General features: G+C 44.0%; 16 protein-coding genes and 1 pseudogene. 1 reads left to right on the top strand and 16 read right to left on the bottom strand.

Annotated elements, in window-relative coordinates; genetic code table 11:
• Window positions 1-369: 369 nt before the first annotated feature.
• The 8 genes from FD12_RS00380 to FD12_RS00345 all read right to left on the bottom strand — a co-directional run bounded on the left by FD12_RS00380 (window position 370) and on the right by FD12_RS00345 (window position 8,848).
• The gene (locus FD12_RS00380) at window positions 370-588 is read right to left on the bottom strand and encodes a hypothetical protein (protein WP_054749010.1); all 219 of its coding nucleotides are present in this window, start codon (window positions 586-588) and stop codon (window positions 370-372) included.
• A 193-nt stretch (window positions 589-781) separates the two neighbouring features.
• The gene (gene rbsK, locus FD12_RS00375) at window positions 782-1,699 is read right to left on the bottom strand and encodes a ribokinase (protein ID WP_054749009.1); all 918 of its coding nucleotides are present in this window, start codon (window positions 1,697-1,699) and stop codon (window positions 782-784) included.
• A gap of 110 nt (window positions 1,700-1,809) precedes the next feature.
• On the bottom strand, window positions 1,810-2,817 hold the full coding sequence (gene rbsR / locus FD12_RS00370; protein ID WP_056981051.1) for a ribose utilization transcriptional repressor RbsR: 1,008 nt from the start codon (window positions 2,815-2,817) through the stop codon (window positions 1,810-1,812).
• 86 nt (window positions 2,818-2,903) lie between these two features.
• Window positions 2,904-3,893 carry an aldo/keto reductase gene (locus FD12_RS00365; RefSeq protein ID WP_056981050.1) on the bottom strand — a complete coding sequence of 330 codons (990 nt, stop codon included), beginning with the start codon at window positions 3,891-3,893 and terminating at the stop codon, window positions 2,904-2,906.
• 28 nt (window positions 3,894-3,921) lie between these two features.
• Window positions 3,922-4,881 carry a ribose-phosphate diphosphokinase gene (locus FD12_RS00360; RefSeq protein WP_054749008.1) on the bottom strand — a complete coding sequence of 320 codons (960 nt, stop codon included), beginning with the start codon at window positions 4,879-4,881 and terminating at the stop codon, window positions 3,922-3,924.
• 76 nt (window positions 4,882-4,957) lie between these two features.
• A complete protein-coding gene (recD2, locus tag FD12_RS00355; protein ID WP_056981048.1) occupies window positions 4,958-7,405 on the bottom strand; it encodes an SF1B family DNA helicase RecD2 in 2,448 nt (815 codons plus the stop codon).
• 21 nt (window positions 7,406-7,426) lie between these two features.
• The gene (locus FD12_RS00350; protein WP_056981046.1) at window positions 7,427-8,182 is read right to left on the bottom strand and encodes a tetratricopeptide repeat protein; all 756 of its coding nucleotides are present in this window, start codon (window positions 8,180-8,182) and stop codon (window positions 7,427-7,429) included.
• Window positions 8,183-8,191: 9 nt separating this feature from the next.
• Window positions 8,192-8,848, bottom strand: coding sequence for a histidine phosphatase family protein (locus FD12_RS00345; RefSeq protein WP_054749007.1), 657 nt, complete (start codon window positions 8,846-8,848; stop codon window positions 8,192-8,194).
• A gap of 178 nt (window positions 8,849-9,026) precedes the next feature.
• On the opposite strand from FD12_RS00345, the gene FD12_RS13785 reads away from it, so the two are divergent.
• Window positions 9,027-9,200 carry a hypothetical protein gene (locus FD12_RS13785; protein ID WP_156404056.1) on the top strand — a complete coding sequence of 58 codons (174 nt, stop codon included), beginning with the start codon at window positions 9,027-9,029 and terminating at the stop codon, window positions 9,198-9,200.
• 294 nt (window positions 9,201-9,494) lie between these two features.
• Here the strand turns inward: FD12_RS13785 and mnmA are convergent, their stop codons facing one another.
• The 8 genes and pseudogenes from mnmA to hisB form a co-directional block, all read right to left on the bottom strand.
• A complete protein-coding gene (gene mnmA / locus FD12_RS00340) occupies window positions 9,495-10,619 on the bottom strand; it encodes a tRNA 2-thiouridine(34) synthase MnmA (RefSeq protein WP_056981043.1) in 1,125 nt (374 codons plus the stop codon).
• A gap of 116 nt (window positions 10,620-10,735) precedes the next feature.
• Window positions 10,736-11,815, bottom strand: a complete 1,080-nt coding sequence (gene hisC, locus FD12_RS00335; RefSeq protein ID WP_054749006.1) for a histidinol-phosphate transaminase — start codon at window positions 11,813-11,815, stop codon at window positions 10,736-10,738.
• Window positions 11,816-11,977: 162 nt separating this feature from the next.
• Window positions 11,978-12,298, bottom strand: coding sequence for a phosphoribosyl-ATP diphosphatase (hisE, locus tag FD12_RS00330; protein ID WP_056981041.1), 321 nt, complete (start codon window positions 12,296-12,298; stop codon window positions 11,978-11,980).
• Window positions 12,299-12,300: 2 nt separating this feature from the next.
• A pseudogene (gene hisI, locus FD12_RS00325) lies at window positions 12,301-12,633 on the bottom strand (phosphoribosyl-AMP cyclohydrolase); the annotation flags it as partial.
• Window positions 12,630-13,388 (bottom strand): imidazole glycerol phosphate synthase subunit HisF, encoded by a 759-nt coding sequence (hisF, locus tag FD12_RS00320; RefSeq protein ID WP_054748194.1) that lies wholly within the window; start codon window positions 13,386-13,388, stop codon window positions 12,630-12,632. The gene hisF and the pseudogene hisI, both read right to left, overlap by 4 nt.
• The gene (gene hisA, locus FD12_RS00315; RefSeq protein ID WP_054748192.1) at window positions 13,378-14,106 is read right to left on the bottom strand and encodes a 1-(5-phosphoribosyl)-5-[(5-phosphoribosylamino)methylideneamino]imidazole-4-carboxamide isomerase; all 729 of its coding nucleotides are present in this window, start codon (window positions 14,104-14,106) and stop codon (window positions 13,378-13,380) included. Before hisA ends, hisF begins: the two co-directional genes overlap by 11 nt.
• Window positions 14,084-14,710 (bottom strand): imidazole glycerol phosphate synthase subunit HisH, encoded by a 627-nt coding sequence (gene hisH, locus FD12_RS00310; RefSeq protein ID WP_056981039.1) that lies wholly within the window; start codon window positions 14,708-14,710, stop codon window positions 14,084-14,086. The genes hisA and hisH overlap by 23 nt, the downstream gene beginning before the upstream one ends.
• Window positions 14,710-15,294 (bottom strand): imidazoleglycerol-phosphate dehydratase HisB, encoded by a 585-nt coding sequence (gene hisB / locus FD12_RS00305; protein ID WP_054748187.1) that lies wholly within the window; start codon window positions 15,292-15,294, stop codon window positions 14,710-14,712. Before hisB ends, hisH begins: the two co-directional genes overlap by 1 nt.
• Window positions 15,295-15,297: the final 3 nt, after the last annotated feature.

Below are 15,297 nucleotides of genomic sequence, written 5' to 3'. Positions count from 1 at the left end.
ACATAATAAAACCCCTTGAATTAGATTTCTCCAATTCAAGGGGTTCAGTTCATTTTGGAATGCATTACTTTTTTGGCTTAAATGACGGGGATCTGCCGTTTGTCGCAGCAGCTTCTATCTAAGTGGCTAGGGTCATCTAAACGAATGATTATGTACTATATGTCCCGGCCTGGTTCTGTTTGATATTCATTTAGCGCCAATTTCCCGGAGTAGCTTTCTCCCGACACACCCAGAAATGTTCGACATCAATATTCATTCCAGCGCTAAGACCATCGAAGCTGACTCAATCTAATTAAGCAAAAAATAGAGCTTCAAGCAATCATCAATTGCCCCAGCCCTATTCAATCAATAAACCTCTTTAATTAAAAACTAATCCTCAGAAGCATCCATTGCTTCCAAAATCATGTTTAACTGCATACACTCTTGATTCAAGTGCTTCATTTCATTACCAAATTGTGGTCGAATCACAACTGTATCGCTGGTACCGGTTGCCTGTGAATGCACAGACTGTGCTTCTTGATCTTTTAACTCACTTAGCTTGTTTGATGCTTGTTGGTACTCTTTAAGAATTTCTAACTTATTACTCATAGCTATAAACCCCTTTGAATGTAAAATTAAATTGTAATTCCATCGAATTTAAACTTCTCACAAGGAAATGTTAGGTATTTCTTAATCATTTCCTGCTAACGATTGGATATACTACCAGATAATTTCGCCTAAAGCAACACTTTACTAAAAATGATTTTAGCGCTAAATGTTAATCTAATTTTATCGATAACTTTTATTTATATTCGTTTTCAATTTCTTGTTTTGTAGGAATTGACGGGAGCGCTCCCAAGCGTTGAACCGTAATTGATGAGGCTTTTTGGGCATAAGTTAGGGCATCTTCAATATTAGAAAGATCCTTATTTATTTGTGAACTTAATGCGCCGATAAAAGTATCTCCGGCAGCCGTCGTATCTCGCGCATGAACTTTGAACGCCGGTACGAAACCATCGTCAGCCGGTGTATGATAATAAGCTCCTCGATCTCCAACGGTAATAATTAAGTTTTTAATCCCCATTTTAGTAAACTTATCGGCATTGGCAGCCATCGAAGCAGTATCAGTAACTTCAATCCCAGTCAGTGAAGCACTTTCGGTTTCATTTGGAACAATCAAATCCGTCACTTCCGCCAAACCAGCAATCAATTGTGAAGCCGGTGCAGGGTTCAAAATCGTGGTTACCCCATGCTTCTTGGCTAATTTAAAGGCCGCCAGCGTCACTTCCTGTGGGGTTTCAAATTCTGAGATGAGTATATCTGCACCATCAATCAACGATTCGCTGTCAGCGATAATTGCCGGCTTCATTGCTTGGTTTGCCCCACCGTATACCATAATACTGTTTTGACCATGTTCATCGAGCAAAATAACCGCAGAACCGGTGCCATCTGCCTCGTCAACGTTAATGTGATCAACATTAATACCGTCACGCTTTAACGCATCAATCATAAATTGACCGTTGCTGTCCCGGCCAACCTGGCCAATAAAGCTGGTAGTTGCACCAGATCTTGCTGCTGCAACTGCTTGATTGGCACCCTTACCACCGGCAGAGTTCGTTTTACTTTTTGCACTGATTGTCTCGCCCGGTTTCGGCATCTGGGCAATATGCAGGGTGGTATCAACGTTTAAACTACCAAGAACAACAACTTTATTCGTCATGTTACGCTCCTCTTATTCTTTAAAGTGTTTAGATTAAGCAAGTAAAACCTTTCACCAATGATTCTATCAGAGATGAAAGGGTTTAACAAGCTTTTTATTCGAATGATCCGTTAGTTAATCTTCTTCACACTTTCACGTTCAACCAGCTTAACTGGCAACGTGACGCTTTGAATTGGCTCATCGCGATTTTCGATCCGCTCAATAATCATTTCGGCGGAATGTTGCCCCATCTCAAAGGCTGCCTGGTGGACCGTCGTCAATTTAGGACTGATGTATTCGGTTAGATCAATATCATCGTAGCCGACCACTGAAATGTCAGCTGGCACGTTTAAACCAGCTTCATGGATCCCGCGGTAAAGACCAATCGCAATTTCATCATTAATGGCAAAAATAGCGGTTGGCTTCATCTCAATGACTTGTTGGGTTACTTGATAACCACCCATTTTTGTGAGATCGGTCTTAACAATATGATCATTGGAAATTGGCTGCCCTGCTTTTTTGTATGTCTCCAAAAAGCCAGCCAATCGATGTTCCATATTCAGGGTTGGGTTAGAGTCTGCAACAACGACCACATTTTGATGGCCTTTTGCCAACAGATATTCGGCCAATAATGAGCCGCCCTGGTAATTGTTGGCGTTAATTTGGTCACCTTCCACAACCGGGGCTTGATCAACCAACAGGTATGGCACTTCATTTTGACTCAAGATTTTATCAATATAGTTGAGGTCGGACACTGCAGAAGCGATTATCATGCCGTCTGCGGTCCGTCTGATCGATTCAAGTAGATAGTGGCTTTCAAGGGTTTCGCTGTTGTTAGAGCCAAAAATAAGCGGTACATAGTCATGCTCCATGGCAGTGGCTTCAATCCCCCTCAAGAAACGGCTGAAAAAAGGATTATTGATATTAGGGAGAAGCACCCCAATGGTTCGGCCACTTTTTTTGATTAAGCTTTGAGCATTAAAATCCGGCACATAGCCCATATCCCGTCGAAGTCGATGCACCTTCTCAACAGTTTTGTCGCTAAATCGATCCTGTTTACCATTCAAAATTTGGGACACAGTGGTAACCGAAACCCCTGCCTTGTGAGCAAGATCAGTAATTGTTACTTTTTTAGTCATGACAATTCTCCATTCATAGCTTACAAATGTGGGGTGCTTGAATCAAAACACCCGTTTTGTCCCAGCACCCCAGCAAACTATTTGATTTATTCCTTAACAATCTTGTCAATTTGAGCTAACTCATCATTAGTGAAATCAAGATTCTTAAGTGCTTTAAGATTATCTTCAAGATGGTTTACTTTTGAAGCGCCAGTCACAACACTGGCAACCGTCTTATTATGCAGCAGCCAAGCAAGCGACATCTGAGCCAGATTCTGATCACGATTCTTAGCCAAATCATTCAGCTCATTAAGTTTCTTGACCAGTTCATCCTTGCCATGCTTGATGACAAATTCGTTACTCCAATGGATCTTAACGTCATCATCCATCCCATTGAGGTATTTGTCGGTCAACAATCCTTCAGCCAATGGACCATAAGCAACCAATGCCTTGTTTTCACTGGCAAGCGTATCGATGAGACCATCATCTTCGACACCCCGATTTAGCATATTATACGAAGCTTGGTTGACGACAAACGGTGTGTGAAGTTCATTGAAGTACTTGGTAATTTCTTTGGTCTGTTCAGCATTATAATTAGAAATCCCGATATAAAGGGCCTTGCCGGAACGCACGATGCTGTCTAAGGCGTTGGCAGTCTCTTCCAAGCTGGTGTTGGGGTCAAATCGATGACTATAGTAAATATCAACGTAATCAAGCCCCATCCGCTTCAGGCTTCCGTCCAAGGCATTAATCAAAGTCTTTCGGGAAGAGAAGTTCCCGTAAGGCCCTGGCCACATATTGAAACCAGCTTTGGTGGTAATCACTAATTCATCACGATAGGGTTTCAAGTTTGCCCGATAAACTTCGCCAAACATGCGCTCGGCAGCTCCTGCACTAGGTCCGTAGTTAAATGCATTATCAAAACAAAAAATACCGGAGTCAAAGGCTTTCAACATGACTTTCTCACTGTCGCCATAGTTGGCATCATCGCCAAAACTGTGCCACAATCCAAATGATAATGCTGGTAATTGAAGACCAGAATTGCCCGCCCTTCGTACTACTGCGTTTTCATAACGATCGTCATTTGCCTTATACATAAATCAAATCACCTTCACAATAAATTTTTTATCTGCCAAAGAGCTTGCCAACTGATTTTTGATTATGAATCAGTGAAATTGCTTCACCAAATAAATCACCAACTGAAACAACTTCCAATTTTTCAAATTGGTCTTCTTTAGCAATACTAATTGAATCGGTCACAATGACCTTTTCAATTTGAGAATCTTGAAGCCGCTTTTGGGCATCTCCAGAAAATACCGCATGGGTGGCAATCGCATAAACGTCAGTTGCCCCAGCTTTCTTCAGCGTTTCTGCCGCAATTGTCAGCTTAAATGCGGTATCAATCATATCATCCACGATAATTGCCCGTTTCCCACGAACATTTCCAATCACGGATTCCGGAACAGTTGTGGCATCTTCTGGCGATCGATTGTCAATGATCGCAATGGGTGCCTTCAGCAGTTCAGCAAACTTTCTTGCCCGAGAAACCCCGGTATGATCAGGGGAAACAACGACTAAATCTGAATCATAATGCTTTTCGGTAAAATAATGGGCCAACAGTGTGTCGGCCTTTAAATGATCGACGGGAATATTGAAGAACCCTTGAATCTGGTCGGCATGCAGGTCAAGGGTCACAACCCGGTCAACGCCGTCCATTTCAAGAAATGATGCAACTAGCTTTGCGGTAATTGGTTCCCTGGAACGAGCCTTTCGGTCAGCTCTTGAATAACCGTAGTATGGGATCACAACATTAATTGAGGCCGCACTTGCTCGTCGCAAAGCATCGACCATAATCAGTAATTCCATCAAGTTAGAATTGACAGGGTCTGAAACCGACTGGATGACGTAAACTTCGTCACCCCGAATGCTTTCATCAACACTGATTTTAATTTCATCGTCACTGAATTTTTCAACGGTAGCTTTACCTAATGGCACGCCAACCTTTTTACTAATGGCTTCTGCCAAATGACGATTTGAATTGAGAGAAAACAACTTTAATTTAGGATGCGATTTCAACTCGGTCATGATGTCCTCCAAATATTCTTGTTTAACTAAATATTACCATAATCCCAGGGTTAAATTGTACAATTTTGTGCGGGAATCACATAAAATCTTTTGGCGAGGTACTCCCCATGCCAATCATTGGGTCAATTTCGTTGTTATTGATTACTGAAATGGTTAAACGATCAGGCTCAGCAGGTGCATCCGCTTTGGCTTGTTCTTGTTCACCATCCAGCGGCTTGTTAAGTTCATCAGTTACCACCGGATGATTCGTTGGCCGCCCAACTGCATCCACCAATCGCTTCACTAAACTGGTCCGCCGGTTGACCGAAACGCTTCTGACACATTGCTCAAAGGCGTCTTGTTCGCCAAGCATAATCAAGAAATCGCTTGCCCGCGTGACGGCTGTGTAGAGTAAATTCCGTTGCAGCATTCGCGAATACTGGTGAACAATCGGCAAAATCACCATTTTGAATTCACTACCCTGAGCCTTATGAATCGACGTACAATAAGCCAAAGTGAATTGACTCCACTCACTTTTTTCATAAGTGACTTCAGTCTCGTCAAAATCAATTGTAATCTTTGTGGGTGACTTTTGGTCCTTGACGGTTTCCATCGAGACAATAATCCCAATATCACCGTTGAACACGTTTTGCTCAGGATTATTCACCAGCTGGAGCACTTTGTCACCAATCCGATAGGCATGCTCGCGAATCCTCACGACTTTTTTAGTAGGCTTATCCTGCCAGACTTCCTGCACAATGTCATTCAAATGGTCAATTCCGGCATTGCCACGATACATCGGTGCCAATACTTGAACATCCATCAAGCCAAACTGCTTTTGCTTGGCCCGCTGAGTCACTTGTTCAATAACTGAGGGAATCTGATTATCCCGACACGGAATGAACGACCGATCGGACTGATTTTCCGCAAAATTCGGTGACAATTTGCCGCTATGAATATCGTGGGCCAATTGAATAATCGACGACCCCTTTTCCTGGCGATAAATCGTATCCAGTTGCATGGCTGGAATTTGTTTGGATACCAACAAATCGTGAAAGACTTGCCCTGGCCCGACTGACGGTAATTGATCCTGATCGCCAACCAGCACGACCTGCATGTGATTTGGAACTGCCCGGACCAACGAGCGAAACAGATAAGTATCAACCATTGACATTTCATCAATGATCAGTAGGTTTCCCTCAATATCCTTGGTGGGATCAGCGTCATTTGATTCCCGGCCGTTTAAGCCTAATAGGCGATGAATGGTACTGGCTGGCAGCCCCGTTGACTCCGACATATGTTTGGCAGCTCGACCAGTCGGTGCAGCTAAGACAACTGGGAAATTGCTGTCCTTATAAGAATTGACATCCAGGGAAAGTTCATGGAGCCGGGCATAGGTGTTGACAATTCCGTTAATGATCGTTGTTTTCCCTGTTCCGGGACCCCCAGTTAAAATGAAGACCGGTGATTGAATTGCCTGCACAATGGCGGCAACCTGGGAGTCATCGTAAGTGATATCGAATTGCTTCTCGACAATTTTAAGCTGCTTCTTGATTGCAGCATCATCAAACTCACTGTCATCCTTATTCTTGATAATTCGGTTGATGTGTTCGGCAATTTGAACTTCAGCCGTATACAAACGCGTTAAATAAATTCGATCGTCTTGGCCGACAATCTTGTTTTCCTTTGCTAATTCGACCATTGATTCAGCTAATTTTTTGCCAGGAATCTTCTGGTTGGAATTGCCTTCCAGCACACTAGTTGCCATGGCAACTAACGGCGCAGTCGTGGTATACGTATCGCCATTTCGTAAGCACAATTCGTCGATGGCATACATCAAGCCAGCTCGGATCCGTTCGTTGGCATCCGGAACCATGCCTAATTTTAGGGCAATCGAATCCGCCTTCCGGAAACTGATGCCATCAATATCTTCAACCAATTGATAGGGATTTTCAGAAATAATTTTCAGCGCATCTTCGTGATACTTTTGGTAAATTGCTGAAGCTATCGAACTGGAAAAGCCATAACTGTTTAAACCAATGATGACCTTCTCCAGATTATCATCCACGGTCAAATTATCGATAATCGCGTGCTTGAGCTTCTGACTGATCGGTACAACATCCAAGACCCGTCCGTCAGCGTTGATCTTTTCAATCGCATCCTCACCCAACGCATCAACTACCCGCTCAGCCGTTTTGCGGCCAACCCCAGGAAATTGATCGCCGGATAAGTACTTGATGACCCCATCCTTAGTTGTCGCGATCAGACTTGTATAGTTGGTTGCTTGAAACTGTTTACCATAACGCGGATGGTCAATGAGTTTGCCGGTAAAATGATAGCTGTTTTCTTCTACCAAATCACCAAAATTGCCGGTGACAACAATCTCGTCTTCCGGCCAATTAATGTTGGTATCAGTGATTTCAACGAGGACAACCTTGTAAAAGCTGTCATTACTGGAAAAGAAGATGGCCTTGAGCCGACCATCTACATATTTTGCCTCGTCGTGATGATTATCTGAATCAAATAAATCTACCGAGCGGTCCACGCCATCCCTCCTCACATAACATCATGACTCCTTAGAATCATGATCCTTCGATTTGTTCATTTGAACAACTTTTTCGATATCTTTAAGCTTTTGCTGACCACGGTTGAAGTAGTCCGGATCACTTTGTTTGGCGGTCTTGAAATACTTGTCGAAGTCCTCACCGTTAACCATGGCCACCAAGCCCCGATTGAAGTTGGCCTTACCGTTCTGCGGTTCGGCTTTGAGTACATTGTCGTAAAATTCCCCGGCCTGGGCAAAATTCCCCAAGGCCAACAAATTATCACCAATCATTTCATTGATAGACGGATCGTCACGTTTACCACTCTGGGCAGATAACGCAAAAACCATTGCCCGCTTGTTGTCGCCTTTTGCCATGTAACTTTGCGCTAACATGGCATAGGCTTCAGCCTGGAGCTTCGTATCGTTAATTTCCTGAAAAATCTTGATTGCTTTATCGTATTCCTGGGCAGCGTAATAGACATTGCCCAACCCAAACTTGAGGGTATCAATCACATCGTCGCCGCTATCCTTAAATAATCCAAGCGCCTTCATCAATAGCTCTTCAGCTTGTTCATAGTCTTTGCCTTCAACCAACAATGTTGCCAATTCGTAATAATGGCGGTAATTCTTGGGTTCATTGTCAATCTTTTGGACGAGGTCATGAACCAACTTGTGGGCTTTCTTCTCTTCCTGCTCACGTTTTTTTGTATAGTTACGTTGATTTTCACGATTTTTTTCTTGTAATTTTTTTACTTTATCTGAACTATTTTCTGCCATGTTTATCACCTAGACTAGATCGGTTTCATCTAATTTTCTGTTCAAATAACTGGTGTCATTCCAATCAATCAATTGAAAGGTTTTGCCAGAATCTTGGCTCTCCAAGATGGTGGTGCTGGTATTCGCCAAGCCACCCCGTTTCCTCAGGTCGGCCAGAGGCACTCCAAGCAATGCGTTCATTTCGGCATTCAGGGCAGCCCCGTGGCTCACAATCAACACGTTGCCCTCAGGATTGTTCTGCACAATATTAACAATGGCGGGGGTCATCCGGTCAATGACTTCTTGATAACTTTCGCCGCCGATTTCTTTTGGATCATACAGATCCGGATGGTTGCGAAAGTCCTCGAAATCTTCCGGATATAGCCGCTTAACGTCTTCAAATTTCATTCCTTCCATCTTGCCAAGATGAAATTCTTCCAACCGGGACAATAGCGAAATCGGTGGGTGCTTTTTCAACCGCCGATTAATGGTCGTTGCTGTCACCCGAGCACGTTTAATTGGGCTGGCATAAATGTGATTAAAAACAATTTTCGATAGATGCTTTCCAAGCAAATTCATTTCTTCATAGCTTTGGGGAAGTAATGGCGAGTCACCGCCTGCACCTTGATAACGACTTTGAAGGTTCCATTCAGTTTTTCCATGACGAACAAAGTACAACTTAGTCAAATTCCATTCCTCCAAAACTCATTTTACTTCTTACATTATGACAGGAAAAGGCTGTAAATTCAAAACGTTAAAGCAAAAAATCTGAAGATATCCTGAAAAACAGTTAATCAATTAACGACGAAATAAATGTCCAAAAGTCTTGACATTTTTCTGAATGAGACGTTGGGCGTACCCGTCAATGAATCATTTATCAGCGAGGAACGAAGAACATGCTGACAGTTCAAAAAGTGACTTCTTCGACAACCTGGAAACTGCCTTAACAGTTGGCAGCACTTTTGCTGGGCTCGCAGTTCTCCTCTTGTTTGTTGCGGCAATTGTCCAATTTAGCTGGCGGAGAAAAATTGAAAACTGAATTCATTGGATGAAAAAAAGCGGATTAGTCATATTGGGAATCCAAATTAAAGCAGCTGGAACATATATTAATTTTTCATCGATGATCATTCACTTGGATCGCCTCAGCCACTGGGATAAAAGCTGCGCCAAACGGCTGATCCCGGCCATTTAACGAAAAGAACCAACTATTCCAAAATCAGGAATAATTGGTTCTTTTCGTTAAATTCTGGGATCAAAACGCCGATTGTCGCAGTCTGCTTGTTTTTAAAAAGCTTAAATAAAATATAAAAATCTAGCTTAAAAATCAGTTCCACTAGACGTATTGTAACTCCTTGGCCTGCTTGTAAGCCGCATCAATAATGGCCGATCCCAAGCACTCATCGCCATCATAGAAGACAACCGCTTGGCCCGGTGTGATTGCGCGGACTGGGGCATCGAAATCTACCCGGACTGACTGACCATCTTTACTGATATGAACGGTCACACCAGTATCTTTTTGGCGATAACGGAACTTGGCAGTGCAATGGAAATCCTGACCACGATCCAAGTTATTGACCCAGTGAATATCTGAAGCCTCAAGATAGTCTGCATATAGCAAAGGATTATGGTACCCCTTGCCAACGTATAAGATGTTTTGTTTTAAGTCCTTGCCGACAACAAACCAAGGTTGGTTATCAACCCCGTCGCCGCCAATTCCTAAACCACGGCGCTGGCCAATCGTGTAATACATTAAGCCATCGTGCTGGCCTTTCACTTCGCCATCGACGGTCATCATCTTACCAGGCGTGGCTGGCAGGTAATGGCCTAAGAAGTTCTTGAAGTTTTTCTCGCCAATGAAACAAATCCCAACAGAGTCTTTCTTGTCAGCAGTTGCCAACCCAGCTTCTCGGGCAATCTTTCGAACATCCGGCTTAACCATGTTACCAATTGGAAACATCACCCGGTCAAGCTGATCTGCAGAAAGTTGGCTCAAGAAGTAGGTCTGATCTTTGTTACCATCACTTGCCCGCAACAAATGATTATGACCATCTTCATCACGAGTTAATTGGGCATAGTGCCCGGTTGCAATGTAATCGGCACCCAATTCCAAAGCGTAATCCAAAAATGCTTTGAACTTGATTTCCTTATTACAAATGACATCGGGATCGGGAGTTCTGCCCTTTTTATACTCATCCAAAAAGTACGTGAACACACGGTCCCAATACTCCTTTTCAAAGTTAACAGAATAGTATGGGATGCCGATCGTATTAGCGACTTTAGCAACATCTTTATAGTCTTCAGTTGCAGTACATACGCCGTTTTCATCAGTGTCATCCCAATTCTTCATGAAAACGCCAATCACATCGTATCCCTGTTGTTTGAGCAAATAGGCGACAACTGAAGAGTCGACGCCACCGCTCATCCCAACAACAACCCGAGTTTGACTGTTGTCTTGCATAAAACCACCATCATTTCAATTAGATTCTGGAGAATCCACGAGTTGAAGGTCGTAATTTCCAGTAAACTTTATACTAACTCATTCTCGAAATGATTGCCACAATTAATGAATAGAAATTAATTGGTCAGAAATTTGGTGATCAGTTCTTGGACAGCCTGATTATCTTCTGGCTTGCCAATTGTCACCCGCAGCCAGCCGTCTCGCAACCCGTCCCTTAACAGATAGCCATTTGAAAGCAGGTATTCATGAAGTTCCTTGGAATCACCATTCTTAACCTGAAAGAAAATAAAATTAGCAGCAGAATCATAGAAGGGAAGCCCTGCTTTCATCAAAAAGTGTTCCCATTTCTTTCGCTCCGCAATGACTGTTTCAACGACTTGATCCACAAAATCGGTGTCTTTAAATGACGCAGTCGCCGCAATTTCTGCAAAGGTACTCAAGTTATATGGCAACCGAGCAGCCTGCAGATAATCGATCAACGGTGACCCACACACGGCAAAGCCAACCCGAAAGTTTGCCAACCCATAGGCTTTGGAGAATGTCCGCAGCACCACCAAATTGGCATATTGCTTGGTTAGTTGAATGACTGACGCGTGTTTATCACCCGTAAAATCAATGTACGCTTCATCCACAATGACCGTTACCTCAGCTGGAAGATCGGCTAAAAAGCTTTGGATTGCTTGGGGCGAAATGAAGGTTCCAGTTGGATTATTAGGGTTACAGATCCAGACCATTCGTGTCTTTTCATCAACCTCGCGTTTCATAGCTGAAAGATTAATTCGACCGGATTCATCAAGGTCAACCGTTCGAATTTTTGCTCCCTCAATCTGAGCATGCAGTTGATATTCAGAAAAAGTTGGGGCCGGATCCAGCACCTCATCACCCGGCTGTAAAATGACCCGACTGAGTAACTCAATAATTTCATCCAACCCATTTCCGAAGATCAGGTTATCGGGACTGATATTAAATCTGGTAGCAATGCTTGACCGCAACTCTTCGGCGTTACTATCCGGATATAAATTCGAATCGGCATAATGCCATTTGTCCAATGCTTTGGCAACATCAGGAGACGTTCCAAATGCATTTTCGTTCGCCGATAAACGCACCAGCTTATCGAGCCCACGTTGCTTTTTTAGTTCCGCTAACGTCATCTCCGGAACGTACGGGTTTAAGTGTTTGACTGTTTCTTTAACCATAGGGAGCCTCCAATTTTAGTAAATATTGATTGGTTGTACCGTAACAGATTGTGGCGGCAGTGGCAATGTTTGGGTGAGATGAAAAATGCAACATAGCCGAATCGTGCTCCGCAAAGCAGAAGTCTGCTTATGTTCCGACTTCTAAGCGCTTTGCTGCGCACACTACCATTTTTGAATCTCCGCCCGATCCTTCGTCAAACTTTTCTTGCCTTCCCTGCTTGCCAGTTCCTTTTTAATCTGGTCTGGCGTAATTCCTCTTTGGGCCATCAAAACTTCCACGTGGTATGCCAAATCGGCAACCTCCAAGATAAAATCCGGGTCCGAGTCATTTTTTGCGGCGACAATCACCTCAGTCGACTCTTCGCCGACTTTTTTCAAAATTTTATCCAGTCCTTTATTAAACAGGTACTCCGTATATGAACCCGGCTTCGGGTTGTTTTTTCGATCTAAAATTAATTCATATAGTTCATCTAAGTTCTGCATGGCTATTCCTCCTGGTTCTTATCAACAACTGTTCTATAAAAACAACTCGTGTGCCCCGTGTGGCATGCAGGCCCCGCTGGGATTACCCGCATTAGCAACGTGTCTTCATCACAATCAATTTGGATGGCCACGATTTGCTGGGTATTGCCACTGGTTTCGCCCTTATGCCACAGCTCTTTTCGACTTCGGGACCAAAACCACGTTTGCATCGTTTTTAAGCTTAATTGATAACTTTCTTCATTAACATAGGCCATCATCAATACTTGATCCGTCTTGTCATCAACGACAATGGTTGGCACCAAGCCGTCTGAGTATTTTTCAAAATCTGGTTTTAACGTACGATCACCCCATTTTGGCTTAACTGGCTTTTGACGTCTGCAATGGTTAACTCGCCAAAATGAAAAACTGAAGCAGCAAGCGCGCCATCGACGTTGGCTGCCAAAAATACGTCGGTGAAATCTTGGATATTTCCGGCACCACCGGAAGCGATGATTGGGACATTAACTGCCTTGGTTAGTTCCTGATAGAGCTTAATATCAAAGCCACTCTTAGTCCCGTCTTTGTCCATGCTGGTCACAAGCAACTCACCAGCACCCCGGGCAACCCCTTGCTTAGCCCACTTAATTGCATCCAAATCAGTTTTCTTTCTGCCACCGTTAACATAAACATTATATTGGTTAGCTTCGGGATTCCATTTGGCATCAATCGCTAAAACTACGCACTGGCTGCCAAACTTCTTCGCGCCTTGGGTAATTAATTCCGGATTGTTAACCGCGGCGGAATTAACCGCTGTTTTATCCGCCCCGGCCTTCAACAAATTTTGCATATCGGCAACACTGTGAATGCCACCGCCAACTGTCAAAGGCATAAACACTTGGCTGGCAACGGCTTCAATCGTTTCAACAATGGCTTTGCGCCCTTCATTGGTCGCGGTAATGTCCAGAAAGACCAATTCATCGGCGCCCTGTTTTTGATAGGCAGCCGCAATTTGAGTCGGATCGCCGACGTCCTTGAGGTTCACAAAATTGACCCCTTTCATCACCCGACCATGATCGACGTCCAAACAGGGAATAATCCGTTTAGCGAGCATTGGCATCCACCTCCGCTAAAGTTTTTAAAGGTAGGTCACCAGTCGCCATTGCCTTGCCGACAATTGCGGCTTTAATATTGGCAGCCGCCAATTGGTTTAAGTCAAAAACATTGCGGATGCCCCCAGAGGCAATAATTGTCGCCGTGGGAAACTTGGCTTGCAACTCACCTAATTGATTAACGTTGGGCCCACCCATCGTGCCGTCACGAGAAATATCAGTCACCACGAAGCTGTTGACCCCGAATGCAACCATTGAAGCCATGAGTTCGGCCATTTTAACCGTGCTTTGTTCCAACCAACCGGAAACGGCTACCAGCCCATCCTTGCCATCGATGCCAACCACAATTTGGTCGGCTCCAAATTGGGCAATTGCCTCTTGAACCAGTTCAGGATCATTCAGCGCCGCCGAACCTAAGATGACTCTGGAAACACCAGATGTCAGATAGTCATTAATTTGTGCAAGCGAGCGGATTCCGCCGCCCACCTCAACGGCAAGCTTGGTTTGTTCACAAATTTCTTTGATGATTGATCGGTTAACTGGCTGGCCCGACTTTGCACCATCGAGATCGACCAAATGAAGATTGGTTAACCCAGCCTTCTCGATTGCCAGTGCTTGATCGAGTGGCGAGCGATTAATGACGGTCGTTTTGCTAAAATCGCCCTGGTAGAGCCGAACGCTCTGTTGACTCTTTAAATCAATTGCGGGAATAATCTTCATTTTGAATCATCTCCTTAAATTTTGTTAACCCGGCCAATCCCACTTGACCGCTTTTTTCAGGGTGAAATTGAATTCCAATGACGTTATCTTGACGCACGATGCTTGGAATTTGGACTCCATAATCAACTGTGGCGACTATTTTGGCCTTATCAGTCGCGACATAATATGAGTGAACGAAGTAAGTAAATTGATCATCAAAGACCGTCGCCAGCGGATCGGCTTGAACAGCTCGGTTTTTATCCCACCCCATGTGAGGCACTTTGACGCCCAAATTTTCAGGAATTGGGACCACTTCTCCGGGAATAATTCCCAGTCCGTTGGTTTCGCCGAATTCCAAGCTTTTGTCAAATAACAACTGCATCCCCAAACAAATTCCCAAAATCGGAATGCCCCGCTCGGCAGCCGCTTGAATGATCGGAACCAATTTTCTCTCATTTAAAGAATCCATTGCTTTTTGAAAGGCCCCAACGCCAGGTAGGATCAGGCCATCTGCAGCTAAGATCTTTTTAGGATCAGCAGTCAACTCATTTTCAAGGTTCAAATAGTCCAACGCCTTTTTGACATTTCGAGTATTACCCGTATCGTAATCAATCACCACGATCATTAGATGACCCCCTTGGTAGATGGAATCCCCTTAATTTCAGGATTTAGTGTCACGGCGGCTCTTAGTGCCCGGCCAAGGGCTTTAAACAGCGTTTCAATTTTGTGATGGGTATTTCTGCCGTAGAGAACTTCGGCGTGCAGGTTAAGCTCAGCATTGAAAGCAAAAGCTTGGAAGAAGTCCTCGGTCACTTCGGTGTCGTAACCGCCTAAATGGTCATTGGCAAATTCTGCGTTAAATACCAGGTAAGACCGCCCGGATAGATCGATCACAACCCGACTCAATGTTTCGTCCAATGGAATCAGCGCCGAACCAAACCGTTCAATACCGGCCTTATCTCCAAGGGCTTTTTTTAACGCCATCCCCAACGCAATCCCGACATCTTCGGTGGTGTGATGAGGATCAACGTCCAAGTCACCCTTAGCTTTCACAACCAGACCGAATCGGCCATGACGGGCAAACGCATCCAGCATGTGGTTAAAGAACCCAATTCCCGTATCAATGTCGATGGTTGAATAATCATCAAGATTCAGGCTGAGTTCGATCTGAGTTTCTTTGGTATCTCTGGAAATTGTGGCTTCTCTCATCGC

The organism is Lentilactobacillus rapi DSM 19907 = JCM 15042, from assembly GCF_001436255.1.
Classification (GTDB): domain Bacteria; phylum Bacillota; class Bacilli; order Lactobacillales; family Lactobacillaceae; genus Lentilactobacillus; species Lentilactobacillus rapi.
The sequence above is the reverse complement of the archived record's forward strand: the minus strand, read 5'-3'. Positions and strand labels throughout refer to the sequence as shown.

What these genes read in the sequence shown, in the direction of transcription:
- mnmA (WP_056981043.1), bottom strand. Translation starts at nt 10,619, where the DNA reads ATGCAAGACAACAGTCAAACTCGGGTTGTTGTTGGGATGAGCGGTGGC.
- hisE (WP_056981041.1), bottom strand. Translation starts at nt 12,298, where the DNA reads ATGCAGAACTTAGATGAACTATATGAATTAATTTTAGATCGAAAAAAC.
- FD12_RS13785 (WP_156404056.1), top strand. Translation starts at nt 9,027, where the DNA reads ATGAATCATTTATCAGCGAGGAACGAAGAACATGCTGACAGTTCAAAA.
- hisH (WP_056981039.1), bottom strand. Translation starts at nt 14,710, where the DNA reads ATGATCGTGGTGATTGATTACGATACGGGTAATACTCGAAATGTCAAA.
- rbsR (WP_056981051.1), bottom strand. Translation starts at nt 2,817, where the DNA reads ATGACTAAAAAAGTAACAATTACTGATCTTGCTCACAAGGCAGGGGTT.
- rbsK (WP_054749009.1), bottom strand. Translation starts at nt 1,699, where the DNA reads ATGACGAATAAAGTTGTTGTTCTTGGTAGTTTAAACGTTGATACCACC.
- hisF (WP_054748194.1), bottom strand. Translation starts at nt 13,388, where the DNA reads ATGCTCGCTAAACGGATTATTCCCTGTTTGGACGTCGATCATGGTCGG.
- FD12_RS00350 (WP_056981046.1), bottom strand. Translation starts at nt 8,182, where the DNA reads ATGGCAGAAAATAGTTCAGATAAAGTAAAAAAATTACAAGAAAAAAAT.
- FD12_RS00360 (WP_054749008.1), bottom strand. Translation starts at nt 4,881, where the DNA reads ATGACCGAGTTGAAATCGCATCCTAAATTAAAGTTGTTTTCTCTCAAT.
- hisA (WP_054748192.1), bottom strand. Translation starts at nt 14,106, where the DNA reads ATGAAGATTATTCCCGCAATTGATTTAAAGAGTCAACAGAGCGTTCGG.
- hisC (WP_054749006.1), bottom strand. Translation starts at nt 11,815, where the DNA reads ATGGTTAAAGAAACAGTCAAACACTTAAACCCGTACGTTCCGGAGATG.
- FD12_RS00365 (WP_056981050.1), bottom strand. Translation starts at nt 3,893, where the DNA reads ATGTATAAGGCAAATGACGATCGTTATGAAAACGCAGTAGTACGAAGG.
- FD12_RS00380 (WP_054749010.1), bottom strand. Translation starts at nt 588, where the DNA reads ATGAGTAATAAGTTAGAAATTCTTAAAGAGTACCAACAAGCATCAAAC.
- hisB (WP_054748187.1), bottom strand. Translation starts at nt 15,294, where the DNA reads ATGAGAGAAGCCACAATTTCCAGAGATACCAAAGAAACTCAGATCGAA.